This window comes from Peteryoungia wuzhouensis (assembly GCF_003205195.1).
GTDB lineage: Bacteria > Pseudomonadota > Alphaproteobacteria > Rhizobiales > Rhizobiaceae > Allorhizobium > Allorhizobium wuzhouense.
The window spans coordinates 65,337-89,187 of record NZ_QJRY01000001.1; the positions used below are offsets into that span (position 1 = coordinate 65,337).

Consider the following 23,851-nt stretch of genomic DNA (forward strand, 5'->3'; position numbering starts at 1 on the left):
GACTCGGGCCGCGCGACCTCAATCTGAAGCGAACTATCCAGCGCGCATATGAATTCGATATTACTTTTTTAGATTTGCTTTATTTTTGTAACGGAGCGATGCTGATCAGCGGACGGCCAAAACCCGCGAAAATACCTTCCGCACCGCCTTTGCATGCCGTTTCAGCTCGGCCTCGACGGTTTTCAGATCCGGGCATTCAGCCGCGCGCACCACCCGGTCGATCAAACCGGCCGGCACCGCAGCGGGGTCAAAGGGTCCGTCAATGCAAAGCCTGATCAGTTGGGACAGGTCGGTGTAAAGCCTGAGCGCGTCCAGGCAGATATCCCGGTCGTTGGCATCGATGAGATCAGCGAGCGCCCTCAACGAGTCTGCCGTCGAGAGACCGGAGGTGGATAGGGCCAGACCGCGCGCCGGCGCCAAGAGCGCCAGATACTGGGCGATGAACTCGATATCGACCAGGCCGCCGGGAATGAGCTTCAGATCCCAAAGGTCGCGCGGTGGCTTCTCCTGCTCGATCAGCGCCCGCATCTCGCTGACATCGGCGGCGATCCTGGCCATGTCGCCGGGCGTCGAAAGCACGTCTGCGATGATCGTCCGCGCCTCGTCCATCAGGCTTTCATCGCCGCAGATCAGCCGCGCCCGCGACAGCGCCATGTGTTCCCAGGTCCAGGCTTCCTCGCGCTGATATTTGGCAAAGGCCCGCAGCCGTGTCGCGACCGGCCCCTTGTTGCCGGAGGGGCGCAACCGCATGTCCACTTCGTAGAGCACGCCCTCCGCCGTGGGTGCAGACAGCGCCGCGATCAGCCGCTGGGTCAGGCGGGTGTAATAGCGCAGCGTGTCCAGCGGCTTTACCCCGTCGCTCTCGCTCGCATCCTCATCATGTTCATACAGCAGGATCAGGTCGACATCGGAACCTGCCGTCAGCTCGAAGGAGCCGAGCTTGCCCATGCCGGCCAGCGCGACGCGCCCGCCCGGCAGCCTGCCATGCGCCGCTTCCATCTCGGCGATCACGGCCGCAAGCGCCGCCTCGACCACAAGATCGGCCAGATCGGTGAAGGCGCGCCCCGCCTGGGCGCCGCCGATCGCGCCGGTCAGCAGCCGGATGCCGATGAGGAAGCGCTGTTCGGCGGCAAAGATGCGCAGGCGGTCGAGAATGTCTTCGTAGTGGCGTGCGCTGGTGAGAAAATTCGACAGCCGCTTGCCGAGATAGTCGCGGGTGGGCAGTTCGACCAGGAGGCTCGGATCGAGCATGCCGTCAAAGACATGCGGGCGCTGGGCGATGATCTCGGCCAGTCGCGGCGCGGCCGCCATGATGTTGACCATCAGGTCCAAGAGCGCCGGGTTGTTGCCGAGCAGCGAAAAGAGTTGGATGCCGGCGGGAAGGCCTGCGAGAAAATTGTCGAAGCGCAGCAGCGCCTCGTCGGCCCGACGGCTCTCGCCGAAGGCCTTCAGCAGGTCCGGCGTCATCACGGTCAGCCGCTCGCGCGCCTCGACCGATTGCGTTGCCCGGTACCGCCCGTAATGCCAGGTGCGGATCACCCGCGATATGTCCTCCGGCCGCTCGAAACCCAGGCTTTTCAGGGTCTTCAGAGTATCAGGATCATCCTTCTGGCCGGTGAAGACGAGGTTGCCGGTCGCGCTCGACAGGCCCTCCTCCTTTTCGAACAGCCGGGCATAGCGCCGCTCCACCGTCTTCAGAACCGTTTCGAGCGTCGTCGAGAAGGCCGTGGTATCGATGAAGCCCAGCATGAAGGCGATGCGTTTCAGCTCGGCCTCGGTCTCCGGCAAGACATGGGTCTGCTCGTCATGCACCATCTGGATGCGGTGCTCGACGTCACGCAGGAACCAGTAGCAATCGATCAGTTCCTCGGCGGTGGCTGCGTCGATCCAGCGGGCCTCGGCCAGCGCGGTCAGCGCCTGTTCGGTCGGCCGTAGCCTGAGGTCCGGCATGCGCCCGCCGGCGATCAACTGCTGGGTCTGGGCAAAAAACTCGATCTCGCGAATGCCACCGCGCCCGAGTTTGACATTGTGCCCCTTCACGGCAATCGCGCCGTGCCCCTTATGCACATGGATCTGCCGCTTGATCGAATGGATGTCGGCGATTGCCGCATAATCCAGATATTTGCGGAAAACGAAGGGGGTCAGTTCGCGCAGGAAGCTCTCGCCGGCCTTGATGTCGCCAGCCACCGGCCGCGCCTTGATGAAGGCGGCCCGTTCCCAGTTCTGTCCCCTGCCCTCGTAATAGATCAGCGCCGCCTCGACGGGCACGGCAAGCGGCGTCGAGCCCGGATCGGGGCGCAGACGCAGGTCCGTGCGGAAGACATAGCCATCGGCCGTGCGCTCCTGCAGGATCCGCACCAGCCGGCGCATCATCCGGCCATAGGTCTCCATCGCGTCATCGGGATCCCTCAGGATGCCGGCTTCCGGATCATAGAAGATGACGAGATCGATGTCCGAGGAGTAGTTGAGTTCGCGGGCACCGTGTTTGCCCATGCCAAGCACGATCAGGCCACTGCCCTCGGCCGGCTGTTCCGGGTTCTTCAGCGTCAGCTTGCCCGTCTCATGCCCTGTCAACAGGAGGTGGTCGATGGCGGCGGCGACGCTCGCATCGGCAATCGCGGTCAGCCAGGCCGTCGTGTCGCGGGCGGTAAAGATGCGGGCGAGATCGGCCAGCGCGGTTACGAAGGCCACCTTGCGCTTGGCGCGCCGCAGCCTTGCCATCACCTCGCCTTCGCTCGGCACCGCCGTGCCCTCTTCCGCCTGCCAGGCGGCGCGCGCCTCCACCACGGCTGCGGCCAGCAGTGGTTCCAGCGGACCGGACAGCGCCTCGACAAGGAGCGCCGGCCGTACAGTCGCGATCTCGCGCAGATAAGGAGACAGCGTGAAAGCGGCCAGAATGAAGCTGCGCAAGGGTCCGTCGCCGGACAGCATGTCGGCCAGGTCGGGCTCCTGACGGATCAGGTCCTTGACGAGCGACGTCGCCGATTTCAGCTCCGTCTGGTTCAGGGGCCGGATGACACCCTCGGCCACATCGGCCAGACGCTTCGCTGTCATTTCCGCCATGCATGCCTCCTCTGCCGCGCCCCGGATCTCTGACGAATCTGGTGGCGGACGCAGGTTAGGGCTTCATTCCGGGAAAGACCATGGTTGCCGTCAGCCCGGGATGATCCGGATGATCGCGGGTGTCTGAAAGAACCAGGCGTCCGCCATGCAGCGCCATGATCGCCTCGACAAGGGAGAGGCCAAGCCCCGTTCCGGGCTTGGAGCGGCTCTTGTCCAGCCGCACGAAGCGCTTCACCACCTCGTCGCGCTTGTCGCCTGGCACGCCCGGGCCCTCATCGGAGACCGCGATCTCCACGCCTTCGGACGAGCGGGTGACGCTGACACGAATGGTCGAGCCTTTGTCGCCCTGGCTGCCATATTTGATCGCATTGTCGATGAGGTTCGACATCGCCTGGCCGACGAGTTCGCGGTTGCCGCGCACGGAAAGTCCCGGCGCGATGTCGCAGACCATCGTCTGCCCCGCCTCTTCCGCCACCGGCTCGTAAAGCTCGGCACTGTCGGCGGCGATGGCGGAGATGTCGATGTCGGAGAGTTCGGCGGCGATCGAACCCGCCTCGACGCGAGAGATCATCAAAAGTGCATTGAAGGTGCGGATCAGCTGGTCGGATTCGGCGATGATGGTCTCCAGTGCCGCCCGACGCGCCACGCCGTCATCCTCTTCCAGCGCATCTGCCGCCTTGTTGCGCAGCCTGGTCAGCGGCGTCTTCAAATCATGGGCGATGTTGTCGGAGACCTGGCGCAGACCTTCGTTCAGCTGCTCGATGCGCCCCAGCATGCCGTTCAGCGAAGACGACAGCCGGTCGAATTCGTCGCCGGAGCCGGAAACCGGCAGGCGCTGGGCAAGATCGCCGGCCATGATCTTCTGGCTGGCGGCAGAGACCCGGTCGATACGCTTCAAGGCATTGCGGCCGATGGCAAACCAGATGACCACAGCGCCGATACCCATGATCAACAGCGCCACCATCAGGGCCTGGCGCACCAGCAAACGCAGCTGGCTCGGCTCGCCGAGATCGCGCCCGACCAGCAGGCGGAAGCCATTGTCGAGGAAGAAGACATGGGCGGTTGCCAGATGCCGCTTGACCTTGCCCGTGTCGCTGTAGCGCTCGTAGCGGAAGGGGAACTCGGTCCAGCCTTCCTCATCGAAGATGCCCGGCTGGACGGAGGCGACATTGCCGGCAAGGATCTCGCCGTTCGGCCCGGCGATCACATAGAGATTGGCCCCCGGCTGGCGGGCGCGGCGCTCCATGGTGCGCAAGAGTTGGTTGATGCCGCCGCGCTGATAGGCGCCCTGGATTTCCTGGACTTCCTGGCTCAGCGCCTCGCGCGTCTGGTTGTTGAGAATGCGCTCGGACAGCCCCGTGACGTAGAAGACGAGGAAAGCGGCGCACAGGGCAAACAGGACAATATAAAGCGCCGACAGGCGCACGGCGGTGGACCGCAGCACGACGCCCAGTCTCGACCTCCTCGGCATCAGTGCCATGTCAGCCTTCGTCCTTGATCATGTAACCCGCGCCGCGCACGGTCTTCAAAAGCGGCCGGTCGAAATCCTTCTCGATCTTCGAGCGCAGCCGCGAGACATGCACGTCGATGACATTGGTCTGCGGATCGAAGTGATAGTCCCAGACATGCTCGAGCAGCATGGTGCGGGTCACCACCTGGCCGGCATTCTTCATCAGATATTCGAGCAGGCGGAATTCGCGCGGCTGCAACAGGATTTCCCTGCCCGCACGCTTCACCTCATGGGACAGCCGGTCGAGTTCGAGGTCGCCGACCCGGTAGACCATGTCCTGTTCCGGCTTGCCCTTGCGGCGACCAAGCACTTCGACACGCGCCAAGAGTTCGGAAAAGGCGTAGGGCTTCGGCAGATAGTCGTCACCGCCGGCGCGAAGCCCGGTCACGCGGTCGTCGACCTGACCAAGCGCCGAGAGAATGAGAACCGGCGTGTCGATGCCGCGCTTGCGCAATTCGCTGATGACGGACAGCCCGTCGCGACGCGGCAGCATGCGATCGACCACCATCACATCATAGGTATTTTCCGAGCCCATGAAGAGCCCGCTTTCGCCGTCACTCGCATGATCGGCGACAATGCCGGCCTCGCGAAAGGCCTTGGTCATATAGGCTGCGGCTTCCAGGTCGTCTTCGATGACAAGTATCTTCATGTGGGCGACCTTAGCGTCGGTCCCGGTCACCGTATAGCCGGTTTCACCACTTGACGGCCGTCCTTGTTCCACGATCCCCATGCTTCGTCCTTTCCCATATGGTGGCGATGCCGGACCGCCGAAAACGGAAAGGGCGCCGCCGGTCGTCGACCGCCGGCGCCCCTTGCTCACATCAGGATCAGCCCTGGTTGATCGGCAGTGCCACGAAACGGCTGCCCGCTTCCGATTCCACCTGGAAGAGCGCCCTCGTGCGGCCGTCCTTCTTGGCCTGATCGATGACCTTCTGGACGTCGGCAACCGAGGAAACCTCCTGGTTGTTGACCGAGGTGATGGTCTCGCCGGCCTTCAGGCCCTTGTCGGCCGCGTCGCTGTCCGGATCGATGTCGACGATGGCCAGACCCTTGCCACCGTCAGCGGGGCGAACGGAAAGGCCGAGGCTCGCCAGTTCCTGTTCCGCGCCCGGCGCCGGTGCGGCGTCGTTCTCGGATTCGGCGCTTGCGGCCTGTTCCGCCGGCAGTTCGCCAAGCTTGACCTTCACTTCGGTCGCCTTGCCGTCACGCCACAGGGTCACATCCACCGTGGTGTCGGGGGCATAGGCTGCGATACGGCGGGCGAGATCACGCGGGTCCTTCACCGGATCGCCATTGACGGCGGTCACGACGTCACCCTGTTTGATGCCAGCCTTTTCACCCGGAGAGCCGGCCTGCGGGGCGACCACGAGTGCACCGGAGTCTTCGGCGAGGCCAAGGCTGTCGGCGATGTCCTTGGTCACCGGCTGGATCTGCACGCCGAGCCAGCCACGCGACACGGTGCCGGTGTCCTTGAGCTTCTCGATCACGTCCTTGGCAACCGAAGCCGGGATCGCAAAGGCGATACCCACATTGCCGCCGGAGGGCGAGAAGATCGCGGTGTTGATGCCAACCACTTCACCGTTCAGGTTGAAGCCGGGGCCACCCGAGTTGCCGCGGTTCACGGCCGCGTCGATCTGCAGGTAGTCGTCATAGGGGCCGGAGCCGATGTTGCGGCCACGCGCCGAAATGATGCCGGCCGTCACCGTGCCGCCGAGACCGAAGGGGTTGCCGACGGCAACGACCCAGTCGCCGACGCGGACCTTCGAGTCATCGGCAAACTGCACATAGGTGAACTTGACCTTGGGTTCATCGACCTTCAGCAGAGCGAGGTCGGTACGGCTGTCCTTGCCGACCAGCTTGGCATCATATTCCTTGCCGTCGTTCAGCACGACCGTGAAGGCTGCGCCATCGTCGACGACGTGGTTGTTGGTGACGATGTAACCGTCTTCGGAGATGAAGAAGCCGGAGCCCTGCGCGGTCGGGCGCAGACGGCCTGGGCCATGGTCGCCATGCGGACGGCCAGGTCGGCCTTCTTCGGGACCGGCACCGGGGCCGCCGAATTCACGGAAGAAACGCTTCAGCGGATGATCGTCCGGCAGCTCGTCGAACCCACGGCCGCCGAAGTTGAAGGAGAAGTTGCTTTCGTCGTTGGAGGCCGGCTGCACATTCGACTGAACGCGGACGGAAACGACGGCGGGCAGAACCGCCTGGACGACATCGCCGAAGCTCGGCACCTGCGGTGCGTTGACTTCAACGGGGGCCGCGAATGCCGGCGCGACCGCAAAGGGGGCTGCGGTCAAAAGCGTTACGGCCGCAAGGCCGGCGGCGGTGGAGGACTTCAGGATAGAGCGGAAAGAGTGGCCTTTGATCTGCAACATGGGATCTACCTTCATCTGTTCTTCTGACTGGAGCCGCCAGACTGTCCGGCGGTTGGAAGCGGTGGATGAGGAGAGATATAGCCCCCGTCACGTTACGGCGAACTGTACGGCGGATGAATTGTTGGTAATCTTTGAGAGGGGGAGCAGACCAAAGGGGCCGACTATTTGACGAAGACAGAGAACGCAGATATCTTCGTATTACAAATAGGATAGAAAATCGTGACGAAACAGAATTTATCCGACCCGCTCACGCTTCGCCTACCGCTCGACCTGCTGGCGGATGTCGAAGCTGTCGCGCAGGCTTGCGAACGCAGCCGCAGCTGGATCATGGTCCGAGCCTTAAAGGCTTACATGGCCCAGGAAGGCCGTGAAATCCTGGAGCTGGCGCAGGCGCGCGAGGCAGTCGCCAATGGTGAGGGCATAGACGCCGAAGACGTGCTTGCGGAGTTGGACGCGATCATCAAGGGCGCTGCGGCGTGAAAGTCACCTTCTCGCCCAGTGCCAGAGCCTATGTGGCGCGGGAAGGAGCCTATCTGCGAGAACGCAATCGTGCCGCCGGCGACCGATTTCTCCACGACGTGAAACAGTTTGTCAGGGCGCTCGCTCAGTTCCCCATGATGGGACAGGAGGCGACAGATATGCCCTTTGGAAACACAAGACGCTTCACCATGGGCGAGTATCTCATTCACTACGAGCTCAGAGATCCCGCAATTGTGATCCTGACGATCCGCCACGGCCGAGAGAAACCACCCGAACTGCCCCTCGACGACGATACCGATTTCGAATTGCCCTGATCACTCCCCGTCGAGCAGCTTCCCCAGCCGCGCTTCCTCATCCGCCGACAGCTTCGCCGACGGCTGCACCGCGCGACGTCTGGCCGACACGAAGGCGACGATCAGCCCCACCAGCACAAGCGCCGCCGGTGCGCCCCAGAGCGCCAGCGTCTTCACACTCAGCCGCGGCTTCAACAGCACGAATTCGCCATAACGCGACACGACATAATCAAGCACCTGCTCGTCGCTATCGCCATTGACCAGCCGCTCGCGCACGACGACCCTGAGGTCGCGCGCCAGTTCGGCATTCGAATCGTCGATCGACTGGTTCTGGCAGACCATGCAGCGCAGTTCCGCCGAGATGGTGCGGGCGCGATGCTCGAGTGCCGGATCGGCCAGCACTTCATCGGGGTTCACGGCAAAGGCATGGATTGGGGTCAGCAGGAGGGCGAGCGTGAGGAACAGTCGGCGCAGTGTCTGGCGGCCTCGCCCCTCACCCTGACCCTCTCCCCGCAAGCGGGGAGAGGGGATGGCCGACCTCGGCGGGTTCGCCCTTCTCCCCGCTTGCGGGGAGAAGGTGGCGGCAGCCGGATGAGGGGCAGCCTTCCAAATCCAACTGATCATTCAGCCGCCTCCAGCACCGGCTTCACCGCCGCCTTCGCCCGCTTCGGCGCGCCAACGCGCAGGCGCCGATCGGACAGCGAGACGATCCCGCCCGCCATCATCACCAGCGTGCCATACCAGATGCAGAGGATCCACGGCTTCCACCAGACGCGCACGACGATGCCGCCGTCAGCCATGGGATCGCCGAGCGACACATAGAGCTGGCTGAAGCCGAAGGTGACGATGCCGGCTTCCGTCGTCGGCATGCGCCGTGCCGGATAGAGCCGCTTCGACGACCAGACGCCGGCGACCGCAACACCTGCCTTGCGGATGGTGAAATGGCCCTGATCCTCGGTGTAGTTCGGACCCTTGGCCGCGCGCATGCCATCGAAGGTCAGCACATAACCGCCCGCCTCCGTCGTCATGCCCGGCTTCATTTCCACGACGTGCTCCGTCTGGAAGGTCGAGACCGCCACGATGCCGATGACCGTCACGCCAAGGCCGAAATGCGCGAGCGCCGTGCCAAAGGCCGAACGCGGCAGCCCCTTGAAGCGGCTCCAGGCGGTGGCGAACGGATGTTTGCCAAAACCCGCGCGATACCAGAGATCGGCGAGCGCCCCGCCAATGACAAAGAAACCGAGCGCGAGGCCGAAGACCGCCATCACCGGCCCGCCATGCTGCGAATACCAGAGGCCAAGCCCCAGCACGAGCGAGAGGGCTGCGGCCACATAGAGCCGCTGCAGGGCCGCAAGCAGATCGCCGCGCTTCCAGGCGAGGAACGGCCCGAAGGGCACGGCGAGCAGCAGCGGCACCATCAACAGGCCGAAGGTCAGATTGAAGAAGGGCGGGCCGACCGAGATCTTCTCACCCGTCAGCGTTTCCAGCAGCAGCGGATAGAGCGTGCCGATCAGCACGGTTGCCATGGAGACGGTGAGGATCAGGTTGTTCAACACCAGTGCGCCTTCGCGCGAAATCGGCTGGAACAGCCCGCCGGATTTGAGGCTCGGCGCGCGCAGCGCAAACAGCGTGAAGGCGCCGCCGATGAAGATGACGAGAATGCCGAGAATGAAGATGCCGCGCGTCGGGTCGGTCGCAAAGGCATGCACCGAGGTCAATACGCCCGAGCGCACGAGGAACGTCCCAAGCAGCGACAGCGAAAAGGCGATGATGGCGAGCAACACCGTCCAGATCTTCAGCGCATCGCGCTTTTCCATGACCAGTGCCGAATGCAACAGCGCCGTGCCCGCAAGCCAGGGCATGAAGGAGGCGTTTTCCACCGGGTCCCAGAACCACCAGCCGCCCCAGCCGAGTTCGTAATAGGCCCAGTAGGAGCCCATCGAAATACCCGCCGTCAGAAACACCCAGGCGGCCAGCGTCCAGGGCCGCACCCAGCGCGCCCAGGCCGCATCAATGCGCCCGTCGATCAGGGCGGCAATGGCAAAGGAGAAACAGACGGAGAAGCCGACATAACCGAGATAAAGCAGCGGCGGATGGATGGCCAAGCCCACATCCTGCAGCACCGGGTTCAGGTCCTGCCCTTCGGCCGGGATCGGCGACAGGCGGATGAAGGGGTTCGAGGTCAAGAGGATGAACAGCGTAAATGCGGTGGTGATCCAGGCCTGCACGGCGAGAACATTGGCCTTCAGCCGGTCGGGCAGGTTGGCGCCGAACAGCGCCACCATGGTCGAAAACAGCGTCAAGATCAGCACCCAGAGCATCATCGAGCCCTCGTGATTGCCCCAAACGCCGGAGATCTTGTAGATCATCGGCTTCAGCGAATGCGAATTCTCGAAGACGTTCTTCACCGAGAAATCGGAGACGACGTAACCCCAGGTCAGCACGCCGAAGGATAAGGCGATCAGCAGGAACATCGCATAGGTGCCTGTCGTCGCGACACCCATCATCGCGGCGTCCCCACGCCTCACGCCGATCACCGGCAGGATCGAGACGACCAGGCTGGTCGCGAACGCCAGCACCAAAGCATAATGCCCGAGTTCGATGATCATTGGACCACCTCCTTGCCGCCGAGTTCAACCCCTTGCGCCTTCAGCCGATCGGCCACGTCCTTCGGCATGTAGGTTTCGTCATGTTTGGCGAGCACCGTGTCGGCGACGAAGACACGGTCGCCCTCGCGGAACACGCCTTCCGCCACCACGCCCTGCCCCTCGCGAAACAGGTCGGGCAGAATGCCGGTATAGGTCACAGGCACTTCGCCAATCGTATCGGTGACGGTAAAGGTCACCGTCGAGCCCGTATCGCGCTTGACCGAGCCGGTCTCCACCAGACCACCCAGCCTGATGCGGGTGCCGGGCTTCACTTCGGTCTTCTGCAGGTCACCCGGCACATAGAAATAAGCGATCGACTGGCCAAAGGCGAACATCACCAGCAGCACGGCAGCGACGATAAAACTCATGCCGCCGGCAATGACGGCCAGTCTCTTCTGTTTGCGGGTCATGGCTTCACCTCCTCGACATCAAGGCCGAGTTCGCGCGCCATGGCGACAAGCTGCTGGCCTTCGGCACCGTCAGCCGGGAAGGCCTTCAGCCCGTCCTTCAGGGCCGCCTCGGCGCGTGCCTTGTCCTTCAGCATGGCATAGGAGCGCACGAGCCGCATCCAGCCTTCAAAATTGTTGGGATCGTCTTTCAGCTTCTGGTCGAGGCTTTCGACCATGCCCCGGATCATCTGGCTGCGATCGCCCTCAGACATGTTTTGCGCCGCGGCAATATCGCCGGCCGTCGGATTGCCGGGCGCTGCCGGATTGGCAGGTGCTGCCGGCGCCGGCGCATTGGCCAGCGGCACCCCGGCGCTGTTGGTGGCGATATGGCGGTTGATCAGCTCCATCCAGGGCGCATTGGCCGGCGACGCTGCCGCAATCTCCTGGAAGGCTTTCAGCGCTTCGGCCCGGCGGCCGCCCTGCTCCAGCGCCAAGGCCAGGTAATAATCGGCGCGCGGATTGTTGGGCTGCATCTTGCGCGCCGCCTCGAAAGCCTCGGCCGCATCGTCGGTGACGATGCCGTCATTGCGCGTCACCAGCGTCTCGCCCAGCCCGTTCAGCCGCTCCGGATCCGCACCGAGAATGCGGATGGCATTGCGATAGGCAAGCTCGGCATCATCCAGCCGGCCGACGCGAAAATAGACCGGCGCCAGCACGTTCCAGCCATTGCCGTCGTCGGGGCTGTCGGCCAGATGCCGCTCGACCTTGGCGATCAGCAGGTTGACGTCGTCGCCGGGGTTTTCCATGCGCGCGGCCAGCGGCGCATCGGGTGTGCCGGGGCTACCGATCTCCAGGTAGCCGGCAAGCCCGATTGCGGGAAGACAGAGGAGGATGAAGGCCTGGGACAGGCGATAGCCGCTTCTGCGGCGCGGCTGTTTGCCAGCGGTTTCGGACGCGGCGAGGGCCGCATCATCACCATCGTTTTCCGAGGACGCACGTCCGGCCACCGCCAGCAGCCGCCGCCCGATCTCGGCGCGCGCATAATCCGCCTCCTCGGGCGAAATCAGCCCGCCCGCCTTGTCGCGTTCGAGCTCGCGCAACTGGTCGCGATAGACGGCCGCTTCCCCCTCGTCATAACGCGTGGCTCGGGCCGAAGCGCGCAGCAGGGGAGACAGCAAAAGGACGGCAGCAACGACCGTCAGCAAGGCGGAGAGGATCCAGAACAACATGAAACTCAATTACGGCAAGGGCGGGTGCATTCCAACTGGCAAACGGCCCATGACGCAAAGTTGAGGCGTTTGGCCGCAAACCCGATTAGCCTCTCAAACCACGCCTATCCTTGACCCAAGTCAAGTGGGGAAGCCGGGCTGCGCGACCGTCTTGGGAGTACGCGGCACGCAAGGAAGTCAGCAGCCTGCAACGGCGCCCAATGCCTCTGTCCCAGATAGGTCCACGAAGCGAACTGCCGGCCTTGATCAGGTCAGCGGCGTCCACGTGCCATTGGCATTGCGGCAGGCGGCGCCGCGCGCTTCAAGCGTGCGTGTGCCGCTCACCACCTTGTGGGTGAACTGGCGGCAGTTCTGCTTGCCCACCTGGTAAGGGGCAGCGGCGATCACTTCGCCGCGCGTGTCGCTACCGGCCCAGGTGACCGGCTGGCCGCCGGGGGCTGCTTCCAGCGCCCGGTATTCGGCTTCCAGCGCCCGCTGGGTTTCGCTGTTGGAGAGTTTGACCCCCGTGCGGGAGACGATGCCGCCCTGCAATGCGCTGATATAGACGGCAGATCCGGCCTGGACCGAACCCGCCGTGCCGCCACCCGTCGTGGTGCAGCCCGTCAGCGCGAGTGCCCCCACAGCGGCGATTGCCAGAGTTCCAAAGCGCGATTTACCCATCCGAGCTGCCCAAGTCCCGACGCAAATTTCCTGCAACCTGATCGGCAAGGTGGCGCGTGTCGTGAGGCTGCGCCGCCCCGCATCTGCAGGCCGTTTTATACAACTATGTAATTCCACAGGAAAATCAATCACGCAGTGTCTTTCGTCACAGCTGGTAGTATCAACTGTGCGCGAAGACCGCCAAGGCTTGCCCGCGAAAGGCCAAACGAGCCCTGATATTCGCCTGATATCTCCTTGACGATCGAGAGACCCAGTCCCGTGCCGGGTCGGCTTTCGTCCAGCCTGCGACCGCGTTTCAGCGCCTCGCCGATCTGATCCGGCGCCAGTCCCGGTCCGTCGTCCTCCACGACCACCTCGATCCAGCTGCGACGCCCCTCACCCGCGCCCTCGTCCTCGCGCGATGTCGGCATCACACGCGTGACAATCTTGGAGCGAGCGAATCGCGAGGCGTTTTCCAGGAGATTGCCGACCACTTCCTCGACGTCCTGCTGCTCCATGGCAAAGGTGAGGTCGGGTGCCACCTCAAGCTCGAACTCGACCGCATCGTTCAGCTTGCGCATGACGCGCACCAGACGCTCCAGCACCGGCTGCGCCTCGGTGCGGGCCAGCACGCTGTCGCGCTGGGCGGCAATGCGCGCGCGGTTGAGATAGGAGGCCACCTGCGCCTGCATCGCCTCCGCCTGGCTCACCACCACCTCGGCATGGGTCTTGTCCAGCGTGCGCGCCTCGTTGAGCAGCACCGCAATCGGCGTCTTCAGCGAATGGGCGAGATTGCCGACCTGCATGCGGGCGCGCTCGACAATGCGCCTGTTGCTGTCGATCAGCGCATTGATCTCGCTTGCCAGCGGCATGATTTCGCGGGGAAAATCCCCCTCGATCCGCTCAGCCTCGCCACGCCGGATGCGCTCCAGCCCGCGGCGGGCGCGGTCCACCGGTTTCAGGCCATAGACAATGGCAAGACCGTTGACGATCAGGCCGCCGATGCCAACGACGGCGAGCGCAATGTTCAAGCGGCTGGCGAAGAAGGAGATCTCCTCCTCGATCACAGCCAGATTGCCGGACACGCGAAAGCGCGCCGCACGGCCCTGATCATCGAGCACCACTTCCGTCTCGGCCACGCGGATGCGATTGCCGACATCGTCGGTCATTTCGTAATAGCGCTCGTAATTCTCGTCGAAGGGCGTCTGCTCGACATCCGGCACGGCGAGATTGGCAACCCCGAGCGAGGCGGATGCCAAAGGCGCCGTCGCATAATTGCCGAGCGGCTCCACCAGCCAGTACCAGCCCGTTCCGGGCTGGGAAAACCTGAGGTCGCCGAGGGCCGGCGAACCGGTCAGGCTGTCGCCGTCGCCGATCGAGACCGAATTGACGACGTTATAAAGCTGGGCGCGCAAGAGATTGTTGAAGCCGCGTTCGACGCCCTGGCGATAGAGGGCCGATATCGCCACCGCGATCGTCACCAGACCGAGCGCCGACCAGATGGTGGCGAGCAGCAGGACGCGCGCGGTGAGCGAGCGGGGCTTCATTTCGAAGGCGCTTGGATGCGATAGCCGAGGCCGCGCACGGTCTCGATCATGTCGATGCCGATCTTCTTGCGCAGACGCCCGACAAACACCTCGATGGTGTTGGAATCACGGTCGAAATCCTGGTCGTAGAGATGCTCGACCAGTTCGGTGCGCGACACCACCTCACCCATGTGATGCATGAGATAGGACAAGAGCCGGTATTCGTGCGAGGTGAGCTTCAAGGCCACACCATCGACCAGCGCCTTGGAACTCTTGGTGTCGAGCCGCACCGGACCGCAGACGATTTCCGACGAGGCATGGCCGGCCGCCCTTCGGATCAGCGCGCGGATGCGGGCAAGAACCTCTTCGACATGGAAAGGCTTGGTCACATAGTCGTCGGCACCGGCATCGATGCCGGCCACCTTGTCCGACCAGCGATCGCGAGCCGTCAGGATCAGCACGGGCATCACCCGTTGTGCTGCCCGCCATTTCTCCAGCACGGTGATGCCGTCCATTTCCGGCAGGCCGATATCGAGGATCACGGCGTCATAGGGCTCGGTCTCGCCGAGAAAATGACCTTCCTCGCCGTCGAAGGCCTTGTCGACGACATAACCGGCTTCCTGCAGGGCCTCGACCAGCTGGCGATTGAGATTGACATCGTCCTCGACGACGAGAATGCGCATGAAATTCCCCTAGGCTGAAGCAGACGGCGATCCGGCCGGCTTAGAGCAATTCCAGCAAAAGTGCGAAGCGGTTTTGCGTCCGGAATTGCATGAAAACAAAAAGATAGAGCATTGAAGACGACCCCGTGTCGCCGGAAATGCTCTAGGTATCACTCGGCAACCCGCATCGTCACCTTGCGGGGACGCTCGGAGCCATTGCCGGGCACCAGCACGACGATCACGCATTCACCGCCCGATTCGTGGACCGAAAGCAACTGCCCGCCCACCTCCTCAACGACGCGTGCGGCGGCTGCCCGGCAATCCGCGGCCATGGCATAGCTGCCCAGACCCGGCAGGCCGATCAAGGCCACGGCCAGCGCCATCCCGGTCAGCTTCCGTCCGGCGATTTCCATCATTGATGCCATTGCTACTTCTTCTGTCTGAACGCCCATTCTGGCAAAATATGTACCGCAAGCCTTCTGAATGGCAAATGAATGCTTGCTCATGGGAGGGATGCGCGGGAGGGGATCATCGTCAGTCCCCATCCTCGGATCGGGCATCGCCCGCCTGCGACGCACGGGCAAACCGCCTCATCGCTGTCTCGCTCGATGCAGCCTCCAGCAGGTGGCTCCAACTGTCGGGCGGATTGCCGTCATCCAGCATGGCGCGGAAAACCGCATAGGCATCATTGCGTGCGCCATAACTGCGCAACGTCTCGGCATCGTTCACCCAGGCAAACACAATGACCTTCGCCGTCGAACTGTAGCGGAAGAACAGCCGAAACCGACCATTGCCGAATTTTGCACGGAACCAGTGCTTGCGCTCCGGTCCAAGCGTTCCGCCCTGGCGGAATGCCGGTGAGGCCGGATCGGCCGGAATTGTTTCGAAAACCAGCTTCTGCAGTGATGCCAAGAGCTTGGCATTGGCACCCGACCGGAACGTCTCAGGTCTCTTCTGCGCCTCGCGCTCCACGGCCAGGGTCAGGCGCTCCAACTGGTCGAGGAAAAGTGGATGCGCCCGGATGATCCAGCCATTGACCATCTCCATCGCTCAGAGCTCGACCTCACCTTCGATCGGCGCATTGAGATCGATCTCCACACCCGCCGTCAGCACCGCCATCCGCGCCCGCAGGGCGGGCGGGATCTCGGCAAAGGCACGGTCCGGCCGTGCCGCCATGTCCTTGGCCAAGAGGTCGAGAAACCCGTCCAGAACCGGATCGTCTCCATCCGCATCGTCGCGTTCGACATAAACCCGGTTCTGCGCATCCACACTGAAGGCAATCCGCCCGCCATAGCCAACGCCGAGCGCATCCCGGATCGATTTCGGGATGGTCGTCTGCCCCTTGTCGGTGATGGTGCTGACCTTGCGCAAAATCGAATTCATCGCGGCAAACTCCTCGGCTGAGGAAAGAATGTAATGGATATTCCTTACTCGGTAAAGTGTGGCGCCTCTGAACCGGTGTCGAAACGCCCCCCCTCATCCTGAGGTGCCCCGGCAAGGCCGGGGCCTCGAAGGACGAGGCCCGGGCAAATTACGCATGATCCTTCGAGGCCGCCGCTTCGCGGGGGCACCTCAGGATGAGGACTGTCGCCCCCCTCACCCACCCACCCCCTTCGTCGCCGACAGCCGCCCATAAAGCGCCAGCAACCCACCGAGCGTGCCCGCCAGCGTCGTCAATGCATCCGCCACTTCAGCCTCCTCGGCACTCCCAAGATCGAAGCCGGCATGCCGCAACAGCGGCGCGCCGATCGCAATCAGCGCGCCCCAGACGGTCTTCGACTGGTACCAGGGTTTCATGTCCAGCATGGCTCTCTCCTTCTGTTTCACAGTTTATCGAATGGAAACAATGGCCTCGGCCGGCAAACCGGCCGCCAGCCGCCCGAGTTGGCGAATGCGAACCTTCAGGCTTTCTTGCGCCGCCCCGAAATCGGCCATCTCGTCACCCGCCGCATAGGTGCAGACCGGCGCCGTCCCCTCGATCGTCCGGCGCACCACCACCCCATCGAGGATCTCGACCCGGTAGCGCTCCGTCTCCTCATCGAGCGGAATATCACCCTCGCTCCAGCCGTCGGCATCGACACGCCCACGCCGGATCCAGGAGAGCATCACATCCCCGGCACCTGACCTCTCCGCCTCCAGGTGCACCGGAGACAGCGGCGTTTCCGCGCGCGAGCCACCGGCGAATACATGCGGACCGGACAGCTCGGTCACCAGCCCCATCGGCTCAAGGATCCAGTTATGCTCCGCCCCGCGCTCGGCCGTATGAAGCCCCAAGGCCTTCACCGCCTGATCGAGCAACACGACATCCGCCCCGGCTTCGGCCCCTGCCGCTGTCGCATCCTCGGTGCCGGACAGCCCGCGCAACAACCCCGTCAACCGGAAGCGACCCGCCGCAATCTCCTCGGCATCGGTAAAGCCCAGCACCTCCCAGGTTCCCGAAACCGAGCGCACCGCAAGCCTGTTCGTGCCGGAAAACACCGCCGTCCGGCTCGCTGACGACAGAGCCCCCGACAGCAGATCCACCACCAGATGAGTGGCCCGGTCAAACCGCCCGGAGACACCCGCCGCCAACGGCTCGACCAAGGTGCCCAGCGTCGCCGGCCGATCGAGCGTCAGGCGCAACCGATAGCCCTCGACCTCCGGCGAACTCGACACCGCCAGCCGCAGCCACGGCTTGCCATAGGCCGCCACGGCCGCATCCCCGGTCATCACCGTGCTGTCGATCCGGGGCAAATCGAGAAACACCACCGTCGGATCGAAACCCGCAGCCCCCGGATTGTCCCCCGCCCGCCCCGGCTCCACCGCCGCCACTTCGGAAGACACCTTTCCGGCAAAGGCCCTGAGCGTCAGCCGCCGCTCGAACCCCTCGTCGATCTCGCTCACGAGAAAGCGTCCCGCCGGCCCTTCCGAGAGCCGCAGCACGTCGCCCGGCTGCACGGCGATCTCCTCAGGCCCCAGCGCCAGCTGCAGCGTGCGCCGCGCCAGCCGGTTGTCGCGCAACCAGCCTTCCGCCGCGAGAAGCGCCGTCTCCTCGGGGATAACAGCCGGCAAATCACGCGCCAGCTGCCGCTCGGTCGCCGCCTCCACCTTGCGCGAGCGCACGCTGGCTTCCGCATAGTCAGCCGCCGGATCGTAGAAAGTCACCAGAGCTTCCGAGGCATAATCGCTGTCATGCCCGCGCGTCTCGCTCCACAGCGGCTGGTCCGACATATCGGCGAGCACTGCAATCTCGCGCGCCGGCAGGCTGGCATTGCCCCGTGTGCGAAAGCGCAAGGTTTCGCCATCCTCCACCACATCGATCTGGAACAGCTCCACCAGCGGCTCGATCAGATCGCGCGCCGAGGTCAAATCCCCCTTCACATAACCGCCGAGATCGCCCGCCACCTGCGACACGTCGAAATCGGCAAACCCATGATCGGTGAGCACAGCCGCGATCACATCGGCCAGCGTCACTGTCCCCAGCCGCCCGTTCAGCCAATGCCCCGTGCGCCAGTTACGCCCATCGGCCCAAAGCCCCGTCTCCTGCGGAAAGGCCGGATAGGGCCGCGCATCCCAGCTCCAGACGAAGATTTTCGAGGCATCAACCAGCCCCGCCGGCCGCTCGCTCTCCGCCCAATGGGACAGATGCGCCTCGAGAAACCGCCGCTGCTGGCTGTCGGCCCTGGCGCCATTGGAAAAATGCGGCCGTCCACTCTCGGTCGATTTCGCATCGACAAAGACATTCGGCTGGTTTGCGCCGCGATCGACCGCCCCGCAACCAAGCTCGGTAAACCAGAAAGGTTTCATGGCAGGCGTCCAGGCGGTCGGCACGACCTGCTCCACCCCGCCGATCCGGTTGTAATGCCGGTTGCCCCACCAGCTTTCGAGATCCTTGACCCTGTAGACCCACGGTTTTTCGTAGGCCCCATCGGTGATCGGGGTGCGGACCCTCGCCTGCCGGTCGGCCCCGCTGGCATAATACCAGTCAAATCCCTCGCCCGCCGTCAGCATCCGGGCAAAACCGGTGGCATCATCTACCCCGGAAAATCCATCCGGGCTCACCGCCTCCAGATCCTCGTCGCGCCAGTCGGCGAGCGGCATGTAGTTGTCGATCCCGACACCCGAAATGTCCGCACTCGCCCAGAGCGGATCGAGATGAAAGAACAGATCACCGGAACCATCGGCCGGCTGATGGCCGAAATATTCGCTCCAGTCCGCCCCATAGGAGATCGCCGTCGACGCCCCCAGCATGCCGCGCACCTCGGCCGCCAGCGCCACCAGCGCCTCGACAAAGGGAAAGGCGTTTGCCCCATCCCGCAGTGTCGTCAGCCCCTTCAGCTCGGAGCCGAGCAGAAAACCATCCACCCCGCCCGCCTCCTGAACCAGGTCCGCATAATGCCGGATGAACCGCCGGTAACCGTCCGCGCGGGTGACAAATGTCGAAACCTGCGCCCGCGCCGCCGCCGTCTTGTCGGCACTCAGAGGAAAAGCGGTAATTCGCCCGCGCCAGGGATAGGCCGCCTGCTCCGCCCCGCCATAGGGATCGGGCCGCCCATTGCCGGATGCAATGTCCATCAGCAGAAAGGGATAAAGCGTCACCTTCAGCCCGCGCGCCTTCAAATCGCGGATCGCCTCGATCACACTCTGATCATCCGGCGACCCGCCATAGGCCGGCCCGCCGTCATGCCGGCTCACCAGATGCGCCGCGCTGCGACCAAGCCCCGCCACGCGCCAGGCGCGGCTCTCCTGCCGCCGCGACGCCACCTCGACCCCCGGCAACACCCGGCATTCGCCGGCCCGCAGATCCGTGCCGAACCAGGCCACCACCAGCGCCACCTCTTCAAGATTGGGGCAGAGCGCCTGCAGCTCATCCATCGAGGCCTGCCAGTCGGTCGCGGCGATGAGCGTGTTGCGGTTCAGCCAGCGCTTTTCGCCTGATTTCGGCGCATCCGACACCCGCGTCACCGCATAGCCATGCTCGGTCGCCCCCGGAATGAGCGCCACCGCCCGGATCTGTTCTTCCAGCTGCCCGACCGGCCGGATCACCTCGAACTGCAAGAGCGGAATGCGGTTGCCGAAATCGTCAAGCGGCAGGCGCTCGAGGACGACATAGGCCAGCCCCCGATAGGCCGGCACCTTGTCCGCCCCTTGCTTGGCCGCAATCAGCGGATCGACCGGTTGGCTCCGCGTGCCGCGATAGACCCGCATCTCGATCTCGGTCAGGTCGAGTTCCCGCCCATCGGCCCAGACGCGCCGCACACCCGCAATCGGACCTTCGCAGAGCCCGAGCGCCAGATTGGCATAATACTGATAGGTCGTCGTCCGCGTCCCGCCGCTCGATTTGCCGCCGCTGCGCTCCGTCACCGCCTCTTCCTCGAAGCGCGTCGCCCAGATCAGCGTGCCGCCCAGCCGCGCCGTGCCATACAGTCTCGGGATCGCCGTGCCCTCGCTGGCACCCGCCAGCCGTGCCGAAGACAGCCGCGCTCCGGTTAGCGAGGTCGTGCTCGACAAGAGACTGCGGTCGATCATGCTGCCAACCGCGGCGCCTGCCGCTCTGCCCAAGATGGCGCCAACAGGCCCGAACACCGAGCCGAGCGCAGCCCCCGCCGCCTGCAACAGGATCGTCGCCATCAAAAATCCCTTTCCGGAAACCGATAAATCCCGGCAATCTTGCGCTTCCATCCCGGCACCAAAGCCGAGCGGGTGACCGCCGATTGCTCATAGGCGTGGATGAAGGCATCGGGGGCGGAGCAAAGCTCGTCAGCCGCCCTCGTCCAGATTCCGTCCGGCCCGGCGTCGCGTGCCATGGCAAGGCCGAGTTGCCCAGCGCCGGCATGGTCACCGACCAGGTCGGCATCGCCGCTCGCGGCGTCGGCTTTCACGTCCGTCTCCGTCATCCGCGCCAAAATCCCTGCATGTTTGGCGGCCATTCCCGGCCGAAAGCGAAACAGCACGAGATCGCCAGGCCGGCTCTCCTCAAAAGACGCAACGGTCGAAAAATGCCGCCCCGCCGCTTGAAGCAAGCGCTCCTCGCCCGAGCGCTCCGCCCAGTCAGGCGCATAGGCCGGCACGACCTCCGGCTCCCCGCCATACAGCTCCCGCCAGATCCCGCGCACGAGGCCGAGGCAATCGCACCCCACCCCTCTCGTCGCCCCCTGATGCCGATAGGGCGTGCCGATCCAGCGCTCGGCAATGCCGAGCACACGCGCATTGACGGACATGGGAGGCTCCGGAGGAGGTGATGTTGAGGGATTTGTGGTGGGGATCGGCGATGCTCGCGGAACACGACAGATCGGACGCCGCGCCGCAGCCCACTCTCCCCACCCGTGGGGGAGATGTCGGCGCAGCCGACAGAGGGGGGCCCGCGAGCACAGACGTTTCCCCCTCATCCTGAGGTGCCCGACTGCGTCGGGCCTCGAAGGACGAGGCCACCGCGCGCCTGAGGATGCTTCGAGGCCCGCGCTCATGCGCGGGCACCTCAGCATGAGGGCATCGAAGGGCGGGCACCGTCTCCCCGCAGGCGGGGAGACGGAAGAGCCGCCGCCAGCCCCGCACCCCCTTTCTCCCCGTTTGCGGGGAGAAGGTCCCGGCAGGGGGATGAGGGGCAACCTAGGCAACCCCCTCACCCCCGGCTGACCTGGCGATAACTCACCTGCTGATCCGGCCCGACCAAGCCCTTGGCCATGTTCCGATAAATCCCGTATTTGAAATAGACCGACCTCGCCGTCGCCGGCACCAGTGCCAGCCCTGATGCCTTGACCACCGTCTTGCCGTTGACCCTGGCCGTCACCGCCCCCGCCCGCGCATGCCAGACGAAGGTATAGCTGAAGCTGTTCCACACCCCCTTGGTCACCGTGACCGGATATTCCAAGAAGCTGTCGGTGTCGTGATTGTTGAGGCAGATGGTGAATTCGCCATTCTCATAGCGGTTGTAGACGCTGTCGTAAGCGCCATTGTGCCACTGCCCGAGCGTCTGCTTCGGGCTGAACTCCGGATAGCTGGACGGAATCTTCAGCTGAAACGCATAGGTCTGCGTCGAGCCGACCCTATCCTCCGTCGTCACCCGCGCCTCGCAGCGCTCGCGATAGTTCAGGGCATCGCTGCCGCCAGCGCCGTTCCAATAATCCCCGGCCTTCACCAGAAACGTCTCGACGCCGTCGACCCTGATATAGCGGCTCTCGTCGACCGCCTGCACATAATAAGAATATCCGTTTCCGTCAGGGCAAATGATCTTCATCGCAATACCTTTCAGTGTTGTCTGCGGGGGATAGCGAAGGGATGGAGCGGCCAGTGTGTGTAATTGCCCCTCATCCGCCGCCTGAGTTCATCGAAGGGCGAATACAGCCGGCGGCGGCTCTTCCTTCTCCCCGTTTACGGGGAGAAGGTGCCCGAAGGGCGGATGAGGGGCTTCTTACCCCCCCCTCACTCATACAAAACCCCACCATCATGGGTGCTCGCACCGCTCACATAGGAATAGGCAAAATCGCTGCCCGGCATATGGGGAAAACCCTGGAAATTCATCTGGTTGGAAAATCTTGTTCGACAGGTGGCAAAACTCTTGTCGCAACCGACCGACAGCGTCACGGCATCGCCCACCTCCGGCATGGCCTCCAGCGGCAGCCAGAGCCGCACCTCGACAAGCCCGTCCACCGAAGCCCCGCTCTCCTCGATCGCCAGCCTGCGCCCGGCAAGCGCCCCGCCGTCGAAGCGCAAATGCCCGAGGCGAAAATGCCCCTCGCCCAGCCCCGCCAGTCCCGAAACCGTGAGCCGGTCGGCCGAGACCACCGCCGCCACCTGGCCACTCCGCCGCCGCCCACCGACGCCCATATCCACCCCGCATCTGACATCACCCAGATCCGCATCGCAGCGCCGGTTATAGATCCGCCCCTGCGGCTGCTGCAGCCGATGGGCGACGCTGCGCAGTTCGGCGGAAAAGCCGGCACCCGCCCTCACCACCTCGCCGATCTCCTGCACCGAAAGCAGCACATGCTGATCCTCGGCCGCCTGCCAGTTGACCAGAAACAGCTCGACGCGGGCGCCGTCATACCGCCCGGCGGCGAGATCGGCTTCCGTGATCGCATCGCTCGAAAACCCGCCCTTAATCTCCGCTCCCGGTGCGGCAAGCCCGCTTGCCCCACGCGCCTCACTGGCCGCAAAGCCGCTTGCCGGCTCAAACACCGTGCCGGCAAAGGTCAGCGCCTGGTCATGCTCGGTAAAGCCAAGCACTGTTCCATCCGCCCGCGTCACCCGCCAGGCCCGGCAGAGCGTCGTCTCCCCCGTCGCGATATGGGCGGCCAGCGCTTCCGGAATCGCCCTCATGGCATCACCTCGATCAGCGGAATGGAGGGAATGCGCCCGGCCCTGAAAGCATCGAGATTGATCTCGATCCGGTCGGTGTCGAAGCGCACAGGCACGTCATACTCAAAACCCGCCCGGATCTCGGCCCCCTCAAGCGGGACATGGCCGGCGGCGAAGGTGACGATCCCCGTCACCGCATCCAGCACAAACCCGTCCTCGCGCTGCACGCCGTCCACCGCGATCCGCAGACTGCCCGCCACCGGCTTCACCACCGGCCGCCGCTCCACCGCCGCCCCGTCGCCATAGGCCTTGACCAGCGGAAACCCCGCCGTCACCCCGTCGCCCGTCCCGATCCACTGGTCGAGCGCAGTCACCGGCTCGCCCGGCCGGACCGAGCAGAAATCCACCGGATCGCGAAAACGAAAGCCATGCAGCTGCCCGCCGCGCGCCTCGAAGAACTCCAGGACCGCATAGAGATCGGCCACCGAGCGCAGCGCCGAGCCGACATCATACCGACGCCTGGAAAACCGCCAGCGCCGATTGCGCGCCTCGCGGCCGTTCGACAGCGAGACAATATCCGTCTGCCGCCCCGGCCCACCGCTTGAGGTCAGCGACAGGCGCAGCGGAAAACGCTGTTCATGAAAGGCCATGGATGCCTCCGTTGACGATGATCTTGAACCTGTTCGACGCAAGGGATGCTTCGAGGCCCGCGCGATGAGAGGGCACCTCAGGATGAGGGCGGTCGGTGCCGCCCTAC

Annotated in this window: 22 protein-coding genes; 2 read left to right on the forward strand and 20 right to left on the reverse strand. The window is 64.4% G+C overall.

Translation table 11 applies throughout. The features are described from left to right. Positions 1-105: 105 nt before the first annotated feature. From DMY87_RS00305 to DMY87_RS00320, 4 genes are all read right to left on the reverse strand, one after another. Entirely contained in the window at positions 106-3,063 is a 2,958-nt protein-coding gene (locus DMY87_RS00305) for a bifunctional [glutamine synthetase] adenylyltransferase/[glutamine synthetase]-adenylyl-L-tyrosine phosphorylase (RefSeq protein ID WP_110789314.1), read from the reverse strand. Positions 3,064-3,118: 55 nt separating this feature from the next. Then, positions 3,119-4,534, reverse strand: coding sequence for a sensor histidine kinase (locus DMY87_RS00310; RefSeq protein ID WP_110790301.1), 1,416 nt, complete (start codon positions 4,532-4,534; stop codon positions 3,119-3,121). Positions 4,535-4,544: 10 nt separating this feature from the next. Continuing rightward, positions 4,545-5,303 (reverse strand): response regulator transcription factor, encoded by a 759-nt coding sequence (locus DMY87_RS00315; protein ID WP_280953032.1) that lies wholly within the window; start codon positions 5,301-5,303, stop codon positions 4,545-4,547. Between the two features lie 97 nt (positions 5,304-5,400). Continuing rightward, positions 5,401-6,951, reverse strand: a complete 1,551-nt coding sequence (locus DMY87_RS00320; RefSeq protein ID WP_165826113.1) for a Do family serine endopeptidase — start codon at positions 6,949-6,951, stop codon at positions 5,401-5,403. Between the two features lie 219 nt (positions 6,952-7,170). Here DMY87_RS00320 and DMY87_RS00325 point away from each other — a divergent pair, with 219 nt between their 5' ends. Continuing rightward, positions 7,171-7,431 (forward strand): CopG family ribbon-helix-helix protein, encoded by a 261-nt coding sequence (locus DMY87_RS00325; RefSeq protein WP_110789316.1) that lies wholly within the window; start codon positions 7,171-7,173, stop codon positions 7,429-7,431. Continuing rightward, positions 7,428-7,745 carry a type II toxin-antitoxin system RelE/ParE family toxin gene (locus DMY87_RS00330; protein ID WP_110789317.1) on the forward strand — a complete coding sequence of 106 codons (318 nt, stop codon included), beginning with the start codon at positions 7,428-7,430 and terminating at the stop codon, positions 7,743-7,745. The genes DMY87_RS00325 and DMY87_RS00330 overlap by 4 nt, the downstream gene beginning before the upstream one ends. Here the strand turns inward: DMY87_RS00330 and DMY87_RS00335 are convergent, their stop codons facing one another. From DMY87_RS00335 to DMY87_RS00410, 16 genes are all read right to left on the reverse strand, one after another. Continuing rightward, positions 7,746-8,198 carry a cytochrome c-type biogenesis protein gene (locus DMY87_RS00335; protein WP_245408826.1) on the reverse strand — a complete coding sequence of 151 codons (453 nt, stop codon included), beginning with the start codon at positions 8,196-8,198 and terminating at the stop codon, positions 7,746-7,748. Positions 8,199-8,344: 146 nt separating this feature from the next. Beyond that, positions 8,345-10,333: a heme lyase CcmF/NrfE family subunit gene (locus tag DMY87_RS00340; protein ID WP_110789319.1), complete on the reverse strand. Its 1,989-nt coding sequence runs from the start codon at positions 10,331-10,333 to the stop codon at positions 8,345-8,347. After that, positions 10,330-10,782 (reverse strand): cytochrome c maturation protein CcmE, encoded by a 453-nt coding sequence (gene ccmE, locus DMY87_RS00345; protein ID WP_110789320.1) that lies wholly within the window; start codon positions 10,780-10,782, stop codon positions 10,330-10,332. The genes DMY87_RS00340 and ccmE overlap by 4 nt, the downstream gene beginning before the upstream one ends. After that, a complete protein-coding gene (gene ccmI, locus DMY87_RS00350; protein WP_110789321.1) occupies positions 10,779-11,990 on the reverse strand; it encodes a c-type cytochrome biogenesis protein CcmI in 1,212 nt (403 codons plus the stop codon). The genes ccmE and ccmI overlap by 4 nt, the downstream gene beginning before the upstream one ends. A gap of 246 nt (positions 11,991-12,236) precedes the next feature. Further along, positions 12,237-12,650, reverse strand: a complete 414-nt coding sequence (locus tag DMY87_RS00355) for a hypothetical protein (protein WP_110789322.1) — start codon at positions 12,648-12,650, stop codon at positions 12,237-12,239. Positions 12,651-12,778: 128 nt separating this feature from the next. Then, entirely contained in the window at positions 12,779-14,176 is a 1,398-nt protein-coding gene (locus DMY87_RS00360) for an ATP-binding protein (RefSeq protein ID WP_110789323.1), read from the reverse strand. Beyond that, positions 14,173-14,838, reverse strand: a complete 666-nt coding sequence (locus DMY87_RS00365) for a response regulator (RefSeq protein ID WP_110789324.1) — start codon at positions 14,836-14,838, stop codon at positions 14,173-14,175. The genes DMY87_RS00360 and DMY87_RS00365 overlap by 4 nt, the downstream gene beginning before the upstream one ends. Positions 14,839-14,987: 149 nt before the next feature. Continuing rightward, complete coding sequence (locus DMY87_RS00370) at positions 14,988-15,200, reverse strand: hypothetical protein (RefSeq protein WP_245408827.1); 213 nt, start codon at positions 15,198-15,200, stop codon at positions 14,988-14,990. A gap of 151 nt (positions 15,201-15,351) precedes the next feature. Continuing rightward, positions 15,352-15,864 (reverse strand): type II toxin-antitoxin system YhaV family toxin, encoded by a 513-nt coding sequence (locus tag DMY87_RS00375; protein ID WP_110789325.1) that lies wholly within the window; start codon positions 15,862-15,864, stop codon positions 15,352-15,354. A 3-nt stretch (positions 15,865-15,867) separates the two neighbouring features. After that, positions 15,868-16,200: a type II toxin-antitoxin system PrlF family antitoxin gene (locus tag DMY87_RS00380; protein ID WP_110789326.1), complete on the reverse strand. Its 333-nt coding sequence runs from the start codon at positions 16,198-16,200 to the stop codon at positions 15,868-15,870. Positions 16,201-16,413: 213 nt separating this feature from the next. Continuing rightward, positions 16,414-16,623 (reverse strand): hypothetical protein, encoded by a 210-nt coding sequence (locus tag DMY87_RS00385; RefSeq protein ID WP_110789327.1) that lies wholly within the window; start codon positions 16,621-16,623, stop codon positions 16,414-16,416. Positions 16,624-16,647: 24 nt separating this feature from the next. Continuing rightward, complete coding sequence (locus DMY87_RS00390; RefSeq protein WP_110789328.1) at positions 16,648-20,427, reverse strand: baseplate multidomain protein megatron; 3,780 nt, start codon at positions 20,425-20,427, stop codon at positions 16,648-16,650. Then, positions 20,427-21,017, reverse strand: coding sequence for an NlpC/P60 family protein (locus tag DMY87_RS00395; RefSeq protein WP_110789329.1), 591 nt, complete (start codon positions 21,015-21,017; stop codon positions 20,427-20,429). Before DMY87_RS00395 ends, DMY87_RS00390 begins: the two co-directional genes overlap by 1 nt. A gap of 401 nt (positions 21,018-21,418) precedes the next feature. Continuing rightward, a complete protein-coding gene (locus DMY87_RS00400; protein WP_110789330.1) occupies positions 21,419-22,033 on the reverse strand; it encodes a heparin lyase I family protein in 615 nt (204 codons plus the stop codon). Between the two features lie 185 nt (positions 22,034-22,218). Then, entirely contained in the window at positions 22,219-23,115 is an 897-nt protein-coding gene (locus tag DMY87_RS00405) for a DUF2163 domain-containing protein (protein ID WP_110789331.1), read from the reverse strand. Beyond that, the gene (locus tag DMY87_RS00410) at positions 23,112-23,744 is read right to left on the reverse strand and encodes a DUF2460 domain-containing protein (protein ID WP_110789332.1); all 633 of its coding nucleotides are present in this window, start codon (positions 23,742-23,744) and stop codon (positions 23,112-23,114) included. Before DMY87_RS00410 ends, DMY87_RS00405 begins: the two co-directional genes overlap by 4 nt. Positions 23,745-23,851 lie beyond the last annotated feature (107 nt).

Excerpts from the sequence above, each read along its gene's own strand:
- DMY87_RS00340 (WP_110789319.1), bottom strand. The coding sequence starts at position 10,333 with ATGATCATCGAACTCGGGCATTATGCTTTGGTGCTGGCGTTCGCGACC.
- DMY87_RS00385 (WP_110789327.1), bottom strand. The coding sequence starts at position 16,623 with ATGCTGGACATGAAACCCTGGTACCAGTCGAAGACCGTCTGGGGCGCG.
- DMY87_RS00305 (WP_110789314.1), bottom strand. The coding sequence starts at position 3,063 with ATGGCGGAAATGACAGCGAAGCGTCTGGCCGATGTGGCCGAGGGTGTC.
- DMY87_RS00375 (WP_110789325.1), bottom strand. The coding sequence starts at position 15,864 with ATGGAGATGGTCAATGGCTGGATCATCCGGGCGCATCCACTTTTCCTC.
- DMY87_RS00370 (WP_245408827.1), bottom strand. The coding sequence starts at position 15,200 with ATGGCGCTGGCCGTGGCCTTGATCGGCCTGCCGGGTCTGGGCAGCTAT.
- ccmI (WP_110789321.1), bottom strand. The coding sequence starts at position 11,990 with ATGTTGTTCTGGATCCTCTCCGCCTTGCTGACGGTCGTTGCTGCCGTC.
- DMY87_RS00405 (WP_110789331.1), bottom strand. The coding sequence starts at position 23,115 with ATGAGGGCGATTCCGGAAGCGCTGGCCGCCCATATCGCGACGGGGGAG.
- DMY87_RS00315 (WP_280953032.1), bottom strand. The coding sequence starts at position 5,303 with ATGGGGATCGTGGAACAAGGACGGCCGTCAAGTGGTGAAACCGGCTAT.
- DMY87_RS00310 (WP_110790301.1), bottom strand. The coding sequence starts at position 4,534 with ATGCCGAGGAGGTCGAGACTGGGCGTCGTGCTGCGGTCCACCGCCGTG.
- ccmE (WP_110789320.1), bottom strand. The coding sequence starts at position 10,782 with ATGACCCGCAAACAGAAGAGACTGGCCGTCATTGCCGGCGGCATGAGT.
- DMY87_RS00360 (WP_110789323.1), bottom strand. The coding sequence starts at position 14,176 with ATGAAGCCCCGCTCGCTCACCGCGCGCGTCCTGCTGCTCGCCACCATC.
- DMY87_RS00355 (WP_110789322.1), bottom strand. The coding sequence starts at position 12,650 with ATGGGTAAATCGCGCTTTGGAACTCTGGCAATCGCCGCTGTGGGGGCA.
- DMY87_RS00410 (WP_110789332.1), bottom strand. The coding sequence starts at position 23,744 with ATGGCCTTTCATGAACAGCGTTTTCCGCTGCGCCTGTCGCTGACCTCA.
- DMY87_RS00400 (WP_110789330.1), bottom strand. The coding sequence starts at position 22,033 with ATGAAGATCATTTGCCCTGACGGAAACGGATATTCTTATTATGTGCAG.
- DMY87_RS00390 (WP_110789328.1), bottom strand. The coding sequence starts at position 20,427 with ATGGCGACGATCCTGTTGCAGGCGGCGGGGGCTGCGCTCGGCTCGGTG.
- DMY87_RS00365 (WP_110789324.1), bottom strand. The coding sequence starts at position 14,838 with ATGCGCATTCTCGTCGTCGAGGACGATGTCAATCTCAATCGCCAGCTG.
- DMY87_RS00380 (WP_110789326.1), bottom strand. The coding sequence starts at position 16,200 with ATGAATTCGATTTTGCGCAAGGTCAGCACCATCACCGACAAGGGGCAG.
- DMY87_RS00395 (WP_110789329.1), bottom strand. The coding sequence starts at position 21,017 with ATGTCCGTCAATGCGCGTGTGCTCGGCATTGCCGAGCGCTGGATCGGC.
- DMY87_RS00320 (WP_165826113.1), bottom strand. The coding sequence starts at position 6,951 with ATGTTGCAGATCAAAGGCCACTCTTTCCGCTCTATCCTGAAGTCCTCC.